Below are 16,656 nucleotides of genomic sequence, written 5' to 3'. Positions count from 1 at the left end.
AACTTTAAAAAGTTATTTCTTAATTATAACATTACTAGATGTTGAACAGCCATTACTTGAAGTGCAAACAACCCAGTATTTACCTTTTTGCTGAGCTTTTCTGAAGTCAATTTCTGTAATCTCTTTCCCATTATAGAAGTAATTAATGGATCGCAACATATTTTTGTTTTTAATGTCAACTTTTAAAGAGCTATTTGCCTTTGTTAGCATTGGTGTCGCAACTTCGTTTATTCTTATTTTAATGCTATCGGCAAATTGTTTCCCCGCTTTGTTTTTAGCAATGAAAGTGTAGCTGTATTCACCCGATTTTTTTGGACGTAATATTAGGATATTCCCTATTTCCTTAACAATTGTTGCTTTGTCACCAATCCATTTTTGTTGGGTTAGCTCTTCTTGTGGAATGTCGATTTTTGCAACTAGAGTAATCGTTTGGTTTGCACAAAACTCTTTTTTGTTTTCGGGTGATTGAATCAACACTCCCGACGATTGTGCCATTGCATTTGTAGCACAAATAGCGAAAAATAAGGGTAATATAATCTTAAAACTACGAATCATAAATTTTATTTAGATAATTCCATAAAACACTAAACCCAAAATTAATTCGAATGTAAGCTATTTTTTTGTTAAAACAATACTTAAAGGCAATAAAATTAATGCTTTATGTAAACAAGTGTGCATAAATATCAGATAGTTAAACAATTACGCTAAAACTTAATTATAGCCTTTATTATAGTTATTTTTTTAGTTTTTTTAACAAAAGAGTGCTTCAATAATTTTGCCAATGTTTATAAGTAGTTGTGATATAGGTTTTAATGATTTTTTTGTGTGCACTAATGACCGAAAATGAACAAGGTTGTTAATGCTAATTGTTAGGGAACCTCGTTATTCAGAGCTGCTGAATAAATTTCAAACCACTCTTGTAGCGAAAGTTTAATGTTAGCCGCTTTCATGGCATTTGAAATACGTTCAAACTTTCCGCTTCCCACAATGGGTACTATTTTGGAGGGATGTGAGGTAAGCCAGCTAATGATAATTTGATCTGGTAAGGCTGAATGGTTTTTCGCTATTTTGAAAATAGTTTCATAAATACCTTTTTCATGCTCGTTCTTTGGTTTGAGCAATCTTCCACCACCTAAGGGCGACCAAGCCATGGGAACTATATGGTTTTTAATCATGTGGTCTAAATTCCCATTTTGTAGGTGCTCAAGTTGTAAAGGTGAAATTTCAACCTGATTAACCTCAATGGGTACAGATATGAATTCTCTTAACATATCCACCTGGTGGGGAAGAAAGTTTGAAACCCCAAAGTGTAAGACCTTTCCAGATTCTTTAAGCTTGCTAAAGGCCATGGCAACCTCCTCGGGGTTGAGCAATGGGGAAGGGCGATGCAACAATAGCATGTCGATATAATCGGTTCGGAAGTTTTTTAATGAATTTTCAACTGAACCAATAATGTGTTTTGCGCTATAGTCGTAATGTTTTACATAAACATCAGGATTTTTATCCGATAGAAGCTTGATTCCGCACTTTGTTATTATTTTTAAACTTTTGCGGACAGATGAATTTAACGCAAGGGCATCGCCAAAAAGCTTTTCACATGAGTAGTTTCCATATATATCGGCACTGTCAATTGTGTCGATTCCTAAATCGATGCATTTTTGGCTTAATTCAAGAAGTTCTTTGGGTGATAGATTCCATTCTGCCAAACGCCAATGCCCCCAAACAATTGGTGAAAGTTTTAGATTTTCGTTACTCATGGTTATTCTAGGTTGTGTGTAAAACTAACGTGAAAATTAGAAAAAATTGTGTAGATTTTCTCCAATAACCTATTTGATTGGTGCATCAGTATTTAAAATTTTGTATTTTGTATAGTGAAAAAAAAGTTGAGAAATAATGTAAAGTGTTGATAAGTAGATAAATGAAGATGTTATGGAACCGATAAAAGAAACTTGGAAATCGTCAAGCGGAAAAAAACTTTTTGCTTGGCACATTGAACCTAACGTTGAACCAAAAGGAATAGTCCTTATTGTTCATGGACACGGAGAGCACTCGTTGCGCTATTTGCCATGGGCAGAGAGGTTTGCTTACAATGGTTTTGTTGTTCAAACATGGGACCATATAGGCCATGGACAGTCGGAGGGTCGACGTGGACATGTAAAGTACTTTGAGCAGCTCCTGTTCGAAATTGATTTGGCGATAACAAAAATTCGGGAAAAGTTTCCCAAGCTTCCTATTATTCTTTACGGGCATAGCATGGGTGGAAACATTGTGCTTAACTATGCAGTTAACCGACCAGCAAAAATCGATTTACTAATTGCTACTTCTCCCTGGCTACACTTAACCAATCCTCCATCGCCTTTTATGGAAGCAGTTAGCAGTTTTATGAATGTGGTCTTTCCAATAATTCAAATTAAATCGACTGTTAAGCCTGAGCAGATCTCAAGAATTCCCGAAGAGGTGGAAAAGTATGCTAACGATCCGCTGAATCATGGTCTTATTACGCCCAGGTTATACACATCTATAAGAAAATCAACTAAATATATCTTAAAAAATGGCGGTAAGATAAAAATACCAACTTTACTAATGCATGGTAATGCAGACACCATAACATCGCATAAAACAACTAGCGAACTTTCACGAAAAATTCCCAATGCAACATATGTTGAGTGGGAGGGTTGTTACCATGAACTTCATCACGAGGATGTTAGGGATAAAGTTTTTAGTAGCATATTAGATTGGATAAATGAAAAGCTCTAAAATTAGCTTTAGAACCGAGGTTAATACTAGCTCTTTCCCTTTCCGATTAGGCTACAATACACCGACTATGTTTTGCGGTTCTTGTTTTACCGAGAACATAGGCGGCATTATGCAAAGCCTTAAAATGCCTGTAATGGTTAACCCCAATGGGGTGGTTTATAATCCATTATCGGTAGCAAAAGTTATAAGAAATATTCTTAGTGGTAAAGAATACTCCAGTGCTGATCTTTCTTATAGAAATGGCATTTGGTTTAGCTACGATCATTATACACGCTTTTCATCGGAAAGCAAGGAGGAGTGCCTCTCAAGAATTAATGAATCGAACCGAAAAGCTTACGAATTTGTTAGGGAAGCGAAATTCTTTGCCATAACCTTTGGAACTGCAAGGGTTTATAAGCTCGTTAATAGTGGTGAGGTTGTGGCAAATTGCCACAAGGTGCCAGCAAAAGAGTTTACTCACACTCTCCTGACTGTTGATGAGATAGTTGCTGAATGGTGTGGTATTGTTGATGAGGTATTATCGGTTAAACCCGATGCTAAATTCATATTTACCGTTAGTCCAATTCGGCACTGGAAGGATGGTGCTGTAGGAAACCAGCTAAGCAAATCTACTCTAATACTTGCCATTCATAAGTTAATTGATAATTTTCCAAAGAATGTTTTTTATTTCCCTGCTTATGAAATTATGATGGATGACCTACGGGATTACCGTTTTTATGATACCGATATGTTACATCCCTCTACTACTGCCGTAGAGTACATTTGGCAAAAGTTTTCAGCTGCACTGATTGAACCTGAGGCGATGAGGATTGCTGAGAGTGTTCATAATATTCAGCAAGCTTTAGGTCATCGTCCTGTTAATCCTCAGTCCGAATCTTTTAAAAGGTTTGTAGAAAAGACACTATTGAAGATTGCTAAAATTGAAAATGAGTATCCCTTTTTAAATTTCGAAAAAGAAAAAAGAACTATTAGCGATTATTTAAAATGAGAAAGATTTTTATAGCTGGAATTCTATTTCTTAGTACAACAATTTTAAAATCACAGGATTCTATTTCGGTGTGGCGAGTTAGGGGAGTTAAAAGTGTAAAACTATTTACCTCAATAGCATACCATGAGGGGCAAAGAGAAATGGGTGTAGGTATTCCTTTGGGGATTGGTTTTCAAATGCAATATTTTAGAGGAAGGCTTAGGGTTAACTCCTCGATTCAAGCTGCTTCCTTTAGGAATTTTGCGATTACTGATGTGCCAGATAATTATTATCGTGTAACAACATTGGGTATATATGCCGATTTTGATCTTTTTAGGTACCGCTCATTTTCAATTTTTTTGAGTGCTGGAACAGGCCTTTCTTATTCACGAGGTATGATTGCCAGCTGGTGGGATGTAAATACTGGTTCGCCAATTAGTGAACGAACATTTAATAGGTGGTATCCTTTGATGTATGCTGGTTATGGATTAAGAATAGCTCCTCGCAAATCGCGATACGCAATAGAAGTTTTTTTGCCACCAGGAGGTCATGCTTGCCAAAACTCATTCCAATTTCACCTAATAAGAATAGGAGTTGATTTTAGGTTTTAACCAATCTGTTCTGCCCAATGTAGGAGCAGCTTCGCAGCACTTGCTATATCAGGGCCAAAAGTTATAATCCCTTCTTCATGTCCAGCCATTACTAGTATTCCTCTATCTTTCAGGTCGGTTTGGCTATATAGTTTTATAACTTCCTTCGCCATTTCGGGAGTTCCGTATTCTGCTGATTTGTCTGTTTTGGGAACCTTGCGAAGCAAGGCTCTCCACATGGGTAGATTGTGGACATGAATTACAGCTCCTATCTTGGGATCGCAAAGGTAAAGAACTGCATGCGTCATTGATTCCGACGATGCTATTATTGGCCCCGTGGAGTCAACTGTATTGCGGTGTATATTAAATGATGTAACTAGAGCGAAATGCTGCTGTCCTATCTCAGCAATTCCGCCTGTGCCGCTTCCAGTTATAACAAACTCGTTGTTTGTTGTTCTACAGCTTAGATTTCCAAAACCAACACCCTTTTTGTCTACACCCACAAATCCCTTCTGAAATAAAACCTTGTGCCAGTGGATTAGTTCGTCGATATAAGGCGATTCAATTGGATCGGTTTTAGTCCAATTGCAATTAAATTTTATTATTCCGTCCTTCATCTCAATGTAAAAAGAAACTTAGATGAGTACTAAAGATAACACCTAAAAAATTTTTGCAAAATTAGCAGTTTAGTTTTGTTATTTCATCAGTGTTTGGAGCAATTATACCTTTTTCTGTTATAAATGCTTTAATTAAGCGCGATGGTGTAACGTCGAAACCATAATTTGCCACCTGGGTTTGAGTAGGGCAAATTAATACGTCAACCACTTTGTCGTTAAGAAGGCCGTTGATATACTTAACTTCGTCGCCCGTTCGCATTTCGATAGGAATTTTGCCCAAGCCTGTTTCTAGCGCAAAGTCAAAGGTTGATGTTGGTGCAGCTACGTAAAAAGGGATACCATTATCATGTGCTGCTAGAGCTTTCAGGTAAGTACCTATCTTGTTTGCAGTATCTCCATTTGATGCAATCCTATCGGCACCTGTAATTACTAGATCGACCATGCCGTTTTGCATGAGGTGACCTCCAACGTTATCGACAATAAGCGTGTGGGGAACTCCTTCGTTGAGTAATTCCCAGGTTGTAAGTGCAGCCCCTTGGTTGCGTGGGCGGGTCTCATCGACCCATACGTGCACCTTAATACCTTTTCGATGTGCATGGTAAATTGGCGAAAGTGCAGAGCCATAGTCGGTAAATGCTAACCATCCTGCATTGCAGTGGGTAAGAATATTTACAGTTTCGCCATTCTTTTTACGGCTAATCTCTTCTATTATGGGTAAGCCGTTAACGCCAATCATCCTACAGCTTTCAGCATCAAGGTTGGCTAGCTCTTTGGCTACCTCAAGGGCTTTGGTTACTTTCTCGTCTATCGCTTCAATATTTTCAACTCTTGAGGTTACAATCTCAATGGCCCATTTAAGATTTACTGCAGTTGGCCGCGTGTTAAGAATTTCAGAAATGGCGCTTTGTATAAACTCCACCGAATTATTCCTATACATAGCATCTCGATATGCAAGGTAAACCCCAAATGCCCCAGCGACGCCAATTAACCCTGCTCCGCGAAGATGCATTTCTTTAATGGCCGTTGCCATTTGTTTGTACGTCGAAAGGGTTTCAACTACAAACCTATGAGGGAGATGCCGCTGATCAATAATTTGAACATCGGGCAGATGTGTGTCGTTAACCCATATAGTCCTATAGTCTTTGTTGGCTACAAGCATTTTTTTATTTTTTGGATTTCAAAGGTAAACTCATTAGCTAATTTATCAGTAAATTGGGGAAGATTTTTATGCGTAAGTTGATTTTCTAAATTTACAAAAACTGTTAGATGTGAAGACTATAGGAATTATAGGTGGCTCAGGACTCGACAACCCAGATATTCTAAAAGATGCCAAAACCATTGAGGCTGATACTCCCTACGGTAAGCCCACATCACCATTAAAAATTGGAATGATTGGGAATAATAGGGTTGTTCTGATTGCGCGACATGGGCTTAGTCATCAGTTTAGTCCTACCGAAGTAAACTACAGGGCTAATCTTTTTGCTTTAAAAGGGCAAAGTGTCGATTGCATAGTTGCCACTACAGCCTGTGGAAGTTTACGAAATGAGATTGAACGTGGCGATTTTGTGCTTCTCGACCAGTTCATCGATTTTACCAAGAGAAGGGTGAGCACCTTTCACGAATCGTTTGCTAATGGTGCGGTACATACTCCTATGGCAGACCCTTTTGATGCTGAGCTACGAAGTCATATTTTAGAATGTGCCAAAAGGATTGGGGTGAAGTGTCACCCAAAGGGAACTGTAGTAACCATTGAGGGACCTCGTTTTTCCACACGTGCCGAATCGTTGATGTTCCAATCGTGGGGTGCCGATGTAATTAACATGTCGGTTGCCACCGAGGCAGCGCTTGCTAATGAATTGAGCGTGCCTTATGCTGCCATTGCCATGAGCACCGATTACGATTGCTGGAAAACCGATGAACCACCCGTAAGCTGGAACGAGATACTTAACATTTTTGAAAAGAATGCAGAACGGATGGTTTCGCTATTAAAACTAGTGGTTGAAACTTTAGAATAGGTTTGGTTTACGAGTTATAAGAATCTTTATTATTCCTATTTTGCATGATAAGAAATAAAAATCTGTTAAGTTTTAATGTTGTGGCATAATATTAGTGTAAGTTGTGCTTAGGCTTGAGTTTGTGTTTGGTCATGGTTAGATTGATAGAAAAATATCCCAAGTGAATGCATGGGTTGATGCCTAAAATCGATTTTATTTTTTTGGTCATCTTAATTGTTTATCTATATTTGTTCAAGCATTTTAGCAACGTAATGGGAGAATAAAAATTTACTGAAACCATACAACAAATAAGGAAATGCTTAACATTGTTCTTTTTGGCCCTCCGGGCGCAGGTAAGGGCACTCAATCCCAAAAAATTATTGAGAAATATAAGCTGCAGCATTTAGCAACTGGCGATATGCTAAGGGCTGCAATACGTGAGCAGTCGCCAATAGGGAAGGAGGCTCAGAAGTATATTGATAAGGGCCAGCTGGTTCCTGATGAGATGGTCATCAACTTAATTGCCAAAGAACTTGAAAACCATCACGATGTGCCTGGTTTTGTGTTCGATGGATTTCCACGTACCACCGTACAGGCAAAAAAACTAGATGAGATGTTGGAGGCTAAAAATGCCCCAATTAAAATGATGCTTGCCCTTGAAGTGGAGTACGACGAACTTATTGCTCGATTGCTAAACCGAGGTAAGATGAGCGACCGTACAGATGACCAGGACGAGAGTATTATTCGTGGAAGGCTCGACATTTACAACAAAACAACTCTTCCTGTTATGGATTACTACAAGGCACAGGGTAAGTATCGTGGAGTAAATGGTATGGGAACAATAGATGAGATATTTGGACGAATTTGCGAAGTGATTGATAATGAGATGTAGTAGTTGATATAGTTGACAATAAATTAAGGGCTATCCTTTGGGGTAGCCCTTTTTACAAAATGTTAGTAATCTAATAGTATCAATTAAATTATCCTTTTTCTCCTTTCATGTTTTTAGAGTAACTTTGTTGAATAGTTTTAAAAGTCATGTCGAATTCCAATTTTGTTGATTACGTAAAGATTTTCTGCCGTTCGGGTAAGGGTGGCGCAGGTAGTGTCCATTTTCGCAGGGAAAAATTTGTACCTAAAGGTGGCCCCGATGGCGGTGATGGTGGTCGTGGTGGTCATATATACCTGAAAGGGAATGCACAGCTATGGACTTTACTTCATTTAAAATATAAACGTCATATTTTTGCGGGTAATGGTCAACCCGGCGGTGGAATGCGAAGCACAGGCAAAAATGGCGAGGATATCTACATTGAGGTGCCTATAGGCACGGTAGCCAAAAATGCAGAAACAGGCGAAGTGCTTACAGAAATAACTGAGGATGGACAGGTTGAAATGATTATGAAGGGGGGCCGCGGAGGTTTAGGTAACTGGCATTTCCGCTCTGCAACCATGCAAACACCAAAGTTTGCTCAGCCTGGCGAACCCGAAGAAGAAGGATACATTATTCTGGAATTGAAAATTCTTGCCGATGTTGGCTTGGTTGGCTTCCCTAATGCAGGTAAATCGACGTTGCTATCGGTGGTTAGCGCTGCTAAACCTAAAATTGCCGATTATCCCTTTACCACGCTTGTCCCAAATCTGGGTATAGTTAGCTACCGCGATCATAAGTCGTTTGTTATGGCCGATATCCCTGGAATTATCGAAGGAGCTCATGAGGGCAAAGGGCTTGGTTTGCGCTTTTTGCGCCACATCGAGCGAAACTCTATGCTCCTCTTTATGGTCCCAGCCGATTCCGAAGATATTAATGCCCAGTACGATATTTTGGTGAATGAGCTTAAAATGTATAACCCAGAGCTTCTCGATAAAAAAAGGGCACTTGCTATAACCAAGTGCGATTTGGTTGACGAACAAGCAAGAAAAGATATTGCGAAGCATTTACCCGAAATACCTTCAGTATTTATCTCTTCGGTAACTGGTGAGGGAATTGATAAGCTGAAAGATATGCTTTGGAATAGCCTTAATGAATAGAGAATATGATTGAATATTTAGCTAAACTCGATACTGAACTGTTCTTGCTCCTTAACGGTTTGCACAGCACCTTTTGGGATAGTGTTATGTTATTTGCATCGGGCAAGTTAACATGGTTGCCACTTTATCTGCTGCTAATATTTTTTATAGCTCGTAAGTATAAATGGAATACACTCTGGTGGCTGTTGGCAATTGCCTTTGTGGTGCTACTAGCCGATCAAATCTCGGTTCATTTTTTTAAAAATGTTTTTCTTCGACTTCGTCCGTGCCATAATCCCGATTTATCTGGATTGATTCATTTGGTCGGGCGATGTGGTGGTAAGTACGGCTTTGTATCGTCGCATGCGGCAAATACTTTTGGGGTAGCTGTGTTTCTTAGCCTGCTATATAAATCTCGTTGGGCATCGGTTGGTTTAATCGCCTGGGCAGCATTTGTTTCGTATAGCAGAATCTATTTAGGTGTCCATTATCCTGGCGATGTGCTTTGCGGTGCTTTGCTTGGTAGCTTAATTGGTTCTTTGGTTTGGAAGGTTTCTTCTAGTTCCATAACGAAACAGATATCAAAAACAAAAAAGTAATAAGTTTATGTCGAATTTATTAAAATATACACGTCATATTCCCAACGGAATAACACTGATGAACCTTCTATCTGGATGTTTATCAATAGTTGCTGCATTTGAAGGAAGGTTGGAACTTGCCGGTGTGTTTATTATCATTTCGGGAGTGCTAGATTTTTTCGATGGCTTTACGGCTCGACTTATAGGCGCTTACACCCAGCTAGGTAAGGAACTTGATTCGCTGTCCGATGTTGTTAGCTTTGGGGTTGCTCCTGCCGTTATTCTTTACCATTTACTTCGCCAAAGTTTAGGCCTAACTCCTGATCAAAGTATCTTTGATGGCCATCTTTTATTGCTTCTCCCCTTTGCTGTTGCTGTTTTTTCATCGTTGAGGCTTGGGCTTTTTAATATCGATGAGCGTCAAACCTCATCGTTTATTGGCCTGCCTACACCTGCCAATGCTTTCCTAATTATAGGTCTGGTTTTTGGTGCAAATAGTAGCTGGGAGAATATTTACAACCCAATAATTAGCTCTTCAACTGTTTTGATTGTTTTATCAGTTGTTCAATCGTTCTTATTGGTTTGTGAGTTACCAATGTTTTCGCTTAAAATCAAATCGTTAAAACCAGCAATTGCTTACAAACAGCTTACCTTCTTGGTTGGAGCTATACTTTTAATTGTGGTTTTCAGGAAAGCATCGCTTTCGCTTGTAATAGTATGGTATGTTGTGCTGTCGGTTTTCTACTATTTGTTTGACAAGTTGATTAAAAAACAGGTCTGATTAAAGGAATTTTCTCTAATTTTGTAGCAATTAAATCGATAAATGATGAAGTTTTTAGCCGAAATCAATGTGATGCCTTTAAAGGCACTACTCGACCCGCAAGGGAAAGCAGTAAATGCAACTCTTCATGGTATAGGTTTTAATGAGGTTTCGAATGTAAGAATTGGCAAGCATATCAACCTTGAAATTGAAGCAGCAAGCAAGGAGATTGCCATGGAAAAGGTTACCGAAATCTGCTCAAAAGTGCTTTCTAATCCTGTAATGGAAGGTTTTGATTTTAGTCTGACTGAGATAAAGGAGTAATTCTATTCCTTTTTATTAGGCTGATTTCCTCGTAATATTTCGGCCTGCTTCTTTATGGATTCCTTATGAACCAGCTGAAGCAGGTTTTTAATATATTCCTCATCGAGCCCTAATCGCTTTCCGCATTCTATTCGCGATTTAAGAATATTCTCCCAGCGGCGGAGCTGAAAAATCGAAACATTGTTAGTTCGCTTGTACTCACCAATCTGCTCAACCAGTTTCATTCTTGCTGCTAACAGCTCAATTATTTGCTGATCGATTGAATCAATTCTATTTCTAACCTGTTCAAGAAAATCGATAAATCTGTAGTCGGTTGATGTGGTGAAATGGAAGTTGAGGTTATCAATCATGTTAATAAATGCCCTGGGTGTAAGCTGTTGCATGGCATCGCTAAGAGCTTGAAGGGGGGTAGGGTGGACCTCTACCATTAAACCATCCATGGAAAGGTCAAGGGCGTGTTGGGCAATTTCCGGAACAAGATTGGCTTTACCTGCAATGTGGCTTGGGTCGCAAATTACGGGTAGGCTAGGTATTCGACTTTTCAGGTCAATTGCAATTTCCCATTTGGGAATATTCCGTAACCGTGAGCGTTCGTATGGATGAAATCCACGGTGTATTGCTGCTATCCTTTTGATACCCGAACGCCAAAGGCGTTCAATGCTGCCAATCCAAAGTTCTAAGTCAGGTGTTACAGGATTCTTAACCAATACAGGGATGTTTGCACCCGATAGAGCAGCTGCAAGCTGTTCTACTAAAAAGGGATTAGCGGTTGTACGGGCTCCTAACCAAACCACATCAATCGCATACTCTAGTGCAAGCTCAACATGTTGGGGCATGGCTACTTCTACTGCAACGGAAAGACCTGTTTCGCTCTTAACCCTTTTAAGCCATTTTAGCGCTTGCTCACCTAGCCCTTCAAACCCTCCAGGGCGTGTTCGAGGTTTCCATACGCCAGCCCGAAAAATCTTAACTCGGCCATCGGCTGCTAGTTCTTTTGCAGTGGCTAATACTTGCTCCTCGCTTTCGGCGCTACATGGCCCGGCAATGAGAAGCGGGAACTCAAAACCCAATCCCCATTCGGTAAGTGGTACTATGTCGATTATATTTTCCAATTTTTTTTAGAGAATTCTTGCTGCAAAGATAACCACAATATTTCCCAAATGTTTACAAAACTTCATACTGCATGAAATAATACTTCTCAAGTTAACTCGAATTTTTATTTCAAATGATTCGCATCTATTTAAAGCGTAAATTACAATCAATAGTGTGACTAATCCTCATTTACAAGATTTGAAAAAAAGATTAGGAGTAATTTGTGTTTACTCCTAATCATTCCGTTCAATTTTTATGCTTGTTGCTTAAATTCTCTATTCATTAAGCTGTTCGGGGAATTTTTTCTCCCAAAACTTTATGGCCCATAATGTAATCTTATACGAAACGTAAATTAGCACCGGCCAGCTTAAAAACCATAGTATCTCATTTATATACTTCATAATCATTAGTCTTTAGTAAACGTGAGTTTCGTTTTTCATTTCCTCCTCATCAATCTTTTTATTGTTGATGCTTTTCCAAGCATACCAGATGTAAGCAACTACAAATGGTACTAGAATTGATACAACGCTCATAACCGTTAGCGTAAACTTGCTCGACGAGCTATTGAAAATTGTTAGGGAGTGTTGTAGGTTGAATGTAGATGGATAGTAGGCCGTGTTGTTGTAACCAGCAATTAGGAAAAGGGAAAGAACGGTTAATACTGTTCCAATTCCAGCAAACCATATCCCTTTTGTGTAGGTTTTTAGGATTGATTTTGCAATTCCCCAAATAACAAGTACAACTCCGGCTAAGAAAAGCACTAGCACAATTGGCATTTGTATTAGGTTAAGCAGATATTTATGCTCCTGCATGAATATTTCGTTGGTTTCGGGGTTTAACGCAAATCCATCGCGAATAAGAAGCCAAATTACGAAGGTCAAAAAGAATACTAGGAATGGTATTGCGTTGTAAATCAGCTGTTTTTTTGCACGAGCAAAAATCTCATCATGGTCAATGCTATTCATAAAGTACAGAATGGCAAGAACTCTTGCTAGGAAGAACACAGCCAAGCCAAGCGAAAGGTTGTGCAGGTTTAATGCAGCCTCTAAACCATGCCAGGGGGTTTCCCACGATGAAATTACAGGATTTGAGAGGTTGGTTAGATTGATTTTGGCTACAGAAAACTCCGAACCAGTAAAGAATGTGGCAACGGCTGTTCCAAGAAGAACTGTACCTAGCAGCCCATTAATGAAAAGGAAGATTTCAAATGTTTTAGGGCCAAGGAAATTGTTTGGTTTACTCCTGTATTCGTACGATACCGCTTGAATTACAAAGCAGAATAGAATGGCCATCCAAACCCAGTAGGCTCCTCCAAAACTTGTTGAGTAGAACAGCGGAAACGAAGCAAAAAATGCACCTCCAAAAGTGACTAGTGTAGTAAACGTAAACTCCCATTTACGGCCTAGTGCGTTTATTAGCATGGTGCGTTCCATTTCGGTTTTTCCAAGCGTGTAGATTAGGGTTTGTCCTCCTTGGACAAAAAGAAGGAAAACCAGTAATGCACCAAGCAGCGATATGATAAACCACCAGTAGTGCTGAAGTAGAATGTATGTTGTGTCAACCATGGCTATTTCCCTCCATCTTTAGGTCCTTTTTTAATTTGTGTGAACATTATTTTCAACTCGGCAATGAGCAGCGTGGTGAAGATTGCAAAGAATAGGAAGAACGTCACCTGCACTGCGCTTGCATCGATACGCGATACTGCTGCAACGGTAGGCAGTATATCCTGTATAACCCAGGGTTGACGACCAACCTCGGCAACTATCCAGCCTGCCTGGCTAGCAATGTAAGCTAAAGGAACCATGATGATGCCTAGTCGAAGCAACCACTTGTTAATGTTATAACCTTTAAAGTAGATGAGATAAAGCATAAGTGCAAAGAAGGCAATGAACAGAAAACCTAATGCAACCATGATATGGAAGCTGTAGAATGTTAGAGGAACGTTGGGTATTATGCTCTTGGGGTCGTTAAGGTAGCCATAGCCAAAGTATTCAAAGTTTTCGTCAAGTAGCTTTCTATTGTATTCCATTGCTGCGGTATCGCCAGCATCCTTTGCGTTACGGTAATCGGCCAGAGCCTGAATGGCAATTTTACCACGCTGAATTTTCTGTTCGGCCGAGAGGGCAACCTTTTGTTTACCATTCTTATCGGTGTAGGTGTAACCTCCTTCTATAATGTCTTTTACTCCTGGTACAAAGGCATCGCCCGAACGGTAACCTAAGAACGAAAGCAGTTTAGGGATTTGAATACGGAAAATAAATGGGTCTTTTTCATCGTTGAACTCTTTACCTGGAGTTAGTGCACCAACTACTACAAGTGGTGCCCCTTCGGTTCCTTCATATAAACCCTCCATGGCAGCCAACTTCATGGGTTGTTTTTGTGCTACCTGGTAGGCCGAACCATCGCCTGTAAGCGCTAAAAATATTGAAGTTATTAGTCCAAACACCGAGGCAACAATTATGCTACGTTTGGCAAGTAGTATATTCCGTCCTTTTAACAGGTACCATGCGCTAATACCAATAACAAACAGCGCGGCAAGCACATAGCCCGACGTAATGGTATGCAGGAACTTGTTAACGGCAACTGGCGAGAAGAGAACCTCCCAGAAGTTTTGCATCTCGTTCCGAGCGGTGTCGGGATTAAAGTTCATGCCTGCAGGATATTGCATCCATGCATTAGCAACCAGAATCCATAGCGCTGAAAGGTTTGCACCTAGTGCTACCAACCAGGTTGAAATCAGGTGGAATTTCTTGCTAACCTTATTCCAGCCAAAAAACATTACGGCAATAAAGGTCGACTCCATAAAGAATGCCATAATGCCCTCAATGGCCAGGGGTGCACCAAAAATATCGCCCACAAACCAGGAGTAGTTGCTCCAGTTGGTGCCAAACTCAAACTCTAGGATAATCCCAGTAGCCACACCAATGGCAAAGTTGATTCCGAAGAGGGTCATCCAGAACTTGGTAATTCGTTTCCACTCCTCGTCACCAGTCTTGTAGTAGAGCGTTTCCATAAACGCCATGATAAACGCCAACCCTAAGGTTAGCGGAACAAAAATCCAGTGATACATGGCCGTAAGGGCGAATTGTGCCCTCGACCAGTTTACTAACGATAGGTCGAAGTGTTCCATGCTAATTGCTATTTAGGTTTAGTTGTTAGCTGTTCTATTACGTACTTGCTGCGCTCCTCATCGGTTTTGAAATTACGCTTAAGGATGTTTGGGAAAAAGAAAACCTTTAGCACAGCAAACATTACAAAGAGCTTGATTAGAATTATTATCCATAGGGTTTTACCAATGGTCATGCTTTTAAAACCCTCGTAGTAGAAATTAAACACCTTTTTGAGCAGGTTCATAGTTCTAGGTCTTAAGCAAATTTAAACTTTTTTGAGCTATTTTCAACCTAAACATAAAACAATGCCGAAATGTTCAGGTTTTTTGATAGTTTGTAATATTCAAAAAAAAAGTGAAAGTATTTCCTGAGAATGATGTTCTGGATTACTAATAAGTTTTTTTATATTTTGAGAGATAAGATTCTAATTAACAGCGCATAAAGTATTCCAAATGGCAGAACTAAAGAAGCGGTTTATGCCTCTATCCATGTATAACGGTTATGGCGAATGAGGTTTTATTGCTAAAAATCAGGGAAACAAGGTTAAATGTGTTAGCGGTGAAATTATTTTCTGCCAATACTTCCTTATTTGAAGTATCAATAATTTTGAACATATTCTAATTATTATAGAATATTTTTTCATTATTTATTTATACAAAAATCTAATGCAAAATTTTTCACACTTCTTACTCGTTTTCAATAATTTCTTTCACGAGGTCTCTATATTCTGGTCGTATGCTAAAATTATCCTTTTCCCAATGATATTTTGGATAATCATAGGATATTATTTGACGAAGAAAATCTTTTTTCTCTTGTCCAAGTTGATTTGAAATCAATGCTATAAAATATCCAGCTTTGTTTTCATCTGTTGCTTCTCCAGCTTTTACAAATTCTTTTTTTAGTTGTTCTCTTGTAGTTTTGTCTTTTTTCAATAAAACAGGTAACAAAATGTCTCTAATTCTTTTTGATGACAATTGATTATTATTTAAGTAATTTTTTAACAATTCTTTTAACCTTTCAGGTTCGTAGTTACCTGGTTCATCAGACATTGGAATACTGAACTTTTTCTTGTTTGTTTTTTCTTTTTCAATCTCTTCAGGAATAATAACTGTTCTTGAGAGTAACTCGTTTCCTGATGAAGTTTTCACATAATTCAGAATTATTGCATTAATTCCTAAATCATATTTTGATGAAAGCCATTCAATCATACGGCTTAAGGCTTCGTCAATTGAGAAGCCAACTAGTAAGATTCGTTGAGCATTATTTATTAAGAGGTCGTCAAGTTCAACATTCTCAAAATTATCGGCAATATAATCTTCCAGGGAATTGTCTGAGTATTTTAGACAAATTTCATTTAATTTTTCAATGTCCCAGTTGGCCACATCCGAAGCATAATCTATTGCCTGAGAAAGAACTTCTCTTGCCAGTTTGTCTCTTTTAAGTTCTACAATTACTAAATTACCACTATTGTCAATGCCAAGATAGTCTAAAGGACCAGATTTTGTCCAAACTTGTTCTCCAAAAATAAGTATATCTTCTCCTAGTATTTTAGGATTTGTTTTTAACCATTTTTCTAAATCATCTTTTTCTTTGCGTCCATTCTCTGCAAGTGAATTATTTATCTCTTTTAATTCGCCATTAATAATTTCCCAAGTTTTTATTTCTGTTGCCATATTGCTGTTTTTTTAACTATTAGATAATTAAACGGAATTAGCACATATCACTTAAATAAAGTAATGTGCTAATATGCTCTTAACCATACCTATCTCAAATTTATAAAAAAATCAAGCTAACAAAAAGTTCCATTTATTATTTCGTAAGGGATAACGCTATAAATCATTGCATCATATGATTTGGCAA

Annotated in this window: 19 protein-coding genes; 9 read left to right on the top strand and 10 right to left on the bottom strand. The window is 38.7% G+C overall.

What is annotated here, in order from left to right:
• Positions 1–12: 12 nt before the first annotated feature.
• Together FHG85_RS12150 and FHG85_RS12145 are read right to left on the bottom strand one after the other, a co-directional pair.
• Positions 13–555, bottom strand: a complete 543-nt coding sequence (locus FHG85_RS12150; protein ID WP_173076277.1) for a hypothetical protein — start codon at positions 553–555, stop codon at positions 13–15.
• A 314-nt stretch (positions 556–869) separates the two neighbouring features.
• Positions 870–1,757, bottom strand: a complete 888-nt coding sequence (locus FHG85_RS12145) for an aldo/keto reductase (RefSeq protein WP_173076275.1) — start codon at positions 1,755–1,757, stop codon at positions 870–872.
• 172 nt (positions 1,758–1,929) lie between these two features.
• Between FHG85_RS12145 and FHG85_RS12140 the strand changes: the two genes are divergently transcribed.
• From FHG85_RS12140 to FHG85_RS12130, 3 genes are read left to right on the top strand one after another with little or no spacing between them, the layout of a single operon-like run.
• The gene (locus FHG85_RS12140) at positions 1,930–2,757 is read left to right on the top strand and encodes an alpha/beta hydrolase (protein WP_173076273.1); all 828 of its coding nucleotides are present in this window, start codon (positions 1,930–1,932) and stop codon (positions 2,755–2,757) included.
• Positions 2,744–3,745: a GSCFA domain-containing protein gene (locus FHG85_RS12135; protein WP_173076271.1), complete on the top strand. Its 1,002-nt coding sequence runs from the start codon at positions 2,744–2,746 to the stop codon at positions 3,743–3,745. Before FHG85_RS12140 ends, FHG85_RS12135 begins: the two co-directional genes overlap by 14 nt.
• Complete coding sequence (locus FHG85_RS12130) at positions 3,742–4,335, top strand: hypothetical protein (protein WP_173076269.1); 594 nt, start codon at positions 3,742–3,744, stop codon at positions 4,333–4,335. The genes FHG85_RS12135 and FHG85_RS12130 overlap by 4 nt, the downstream gene beginning before the upstream one ends.
• Here FHG85_RS12130 and FHG85_RS12125 read toward each other — a convergent pair.
• Positions 4,332–4,931, bottom strand: a complete 600-nt coding sequence (locus FHG85_RS12125; protein WP_173076266.1) for a class II aldolase/adducin family protein — start codon at positions 4,929–4,931, stop codon at positions 4,332–4,334. The two genes, FHG85_RS12130 and FHG85_RS12125, sit on opposite strands and share 4 nt — an antisense overlap.
• Before the next feature lie 61 nt (positions 4,932–4,992).
• A complete protein-coding gene (gene mtnA, locus FHG85_RS12120) occupies positions 4,993–6,090 on the bottom strand; it encodes an S-methyl-5-thioribose-1-phosphate isomerase (RefSeq protein ID WP_173076264.1) in 1,098 nt (365 codons plus the stop codon).
• A 109-nt stretch (positions 6,091–6,199) separates the two neighbouring features.
• On the opposite strand from mtnA, the gene mtnP reads away from it, so the two are divergent.
• The 6 genes from mtnP (at position 6,200) to purS (ending at position 10,594) form a co-directional block, all read left to right on the top strand.
• Positions 6,200–6,946, top strand: a complete 747-nt coding sequence (gene mtnP, locus FHG85_RS12115; RefSeq protein ID WP_173076262.1) for an S-methyl-5'-thioadenosine phosphorylase — start codon at positions 6,200–6,202, stop codon at positions 6,944–6,946.
• Positions 6,947–7,241: 295 nt separating this feature from the next.
• Complete coding sequence (locus FHG85_RS12110; RefSeq protein WP_173076259.1) at positions 7,242–7,817, top strand: adenylate kinase; 576 nt, start codon at positions 7,242–7,244, stop codon at positions 7,815–7,817.
• 146 nt (positions 7,818–7,963) lie between these two features.
• Positions 7,964–8,953, top strand: a complete 990-nt coding sequence (obgE, locus tag FHG85_RS12105) for a GTPase ObgE (protein WP_173076257.1) — start codon at positions 7,964–7,966, stop codon at positions 8,951–8,953.
• Between the two features lie 5 nt (positions 8,954–8,958).
• Positions 8,959–9,531 carry a phosphatase PAP2 family protein gene (locus tag FHG85_RS12100; RefSeq protein ID WP_173076255.1) on the top strand — a complete coding sequence of 191 codons (573 nt, stop codon included), beginning with the start codon at positions 8,959–8,961 and terminating at the stop codon, positions 9,529–9,531.
• Between the two features lie 7 nt (positions 9,532–9,538).
• Positions 9,539–10,291, top strand: coding sequence for a CDP-alcohol phosphatidyltransferase family protein (locus FHG85_RS12095; RefSeq protein ID WP_173076253.1), 753 nt, complete (start codon positions 9,539–9,541; stop codon positions 10,289–10,291).
• Between the two features lie 42 nt (positions 10,292–10,333).
• Complete coding sequence (gene purS / locus FHG85_RS12090; protein WP_220429212.1) at positions 10,334–10,594, top strand: phosphoribosylformylglycinamidine synthase subunit PurS; 261 nt, start codon at positions 10,334–10,336, stop codon at positions 10,592–10,594.
• Between the two features lie 2 nt (positions 10,595–10,596).
• On the opposite strand, the gene FHG85_RS12085 is transcribed toward purS, so the two are convergent.
• The 6 genes from FHG85_RS12085 to FHG85_RS12065 all read right to left on the bottom strand — a co-directional run bounded on the left by FHG85_RS12085 (position 10,597) and on the right by FHG85_RS12065 (position 16,469).
• Entirely contained in the window at positions 10,597–11,697 is a 1,101-nt protein-coding gene (locus FHG85_RS12085) for a bifunctional 3-deoxy-7-phosphoheptulonate synthase/chorismate mutase type II (RefSeq protein ID WP_220429282.1), read from the bottom strand.
• Positions 11,698–11,961: 264 nt separating this feature from the next.
• The gene (locus tag FHG85_RS13335; protein WP_262886945.1) at positions 11,962–12,087 is read right to left on the bottom strand and encodes a hypothetical protein; all 126 of its coding nucleotides are present in this window, start codon (positions 12,085–12,087) and stop codon (positions 11,962–11,964) included.
• Between the two features lie 12 nt (positions 12,088–12,099).
• A complete protein-coding gene (locus tag FHG85_RS12080) occupies positions 12,100–13,251 on the bottom strand; it encodes a cytochrome d ubiquinol oxidase subunit II (RefSeq protein ID WP_173076249.1) in 1,152 nt (383 codons plus the stop codon).
• A gap of 2 nt (positions 13,252–13,253) precedes the next feature.
• Positions 13,254–14,816, bottom strand: coding sequence for a cytochrome ubiquinol oxidase subunit I (locus FHG85_RS12075; protein WP_173076247.1), 1,563 nt, complete (start codon positions 14,814–14,816; stop codon positions 13,254–13,256).
• An 8-nt stretch (positions 14,817–14,824) separates the two neighbouring features.
• A complete protein-coding gene (locus FHG85_RS12070; RefSeq protein WP_173076245.1) occupies positions 14,825–15,040 on the bottom strand; it encodes a DUF4492 domain-containing protein in 216 nt (71 codons plus the stop codon).
• Positions 15,041–15,482: 442 nt separating this feature from the next.
• Positions 15,483–16,469 (bottom strand): PDDEXK family nuclease, encoded by a 987-nt coding sequence (locus tag FHG85_RS12065; protein WP_173076243.1) that lies wholly within the window; start codon positions 16,467–16,469, stop codon positions 15,483–15,485.
• Between the last annotated feature and the right edge of the window lie 187 nt (positions 16,470–16,656).

The sequence above is a fragment of the Tenuifilum thalassicum genome, assembly GCF_013265555.1.
Taxonomy (GTDB): Bacteria; Bacteroidota; Bacteroidia; order Bacteroidales; family Tenuifilaceae; genus Tenuifilum; species Tenuifilum thalassicum.
This window is presented reverse-complemented; position numbering and strand designations above follow the sequence as displayed.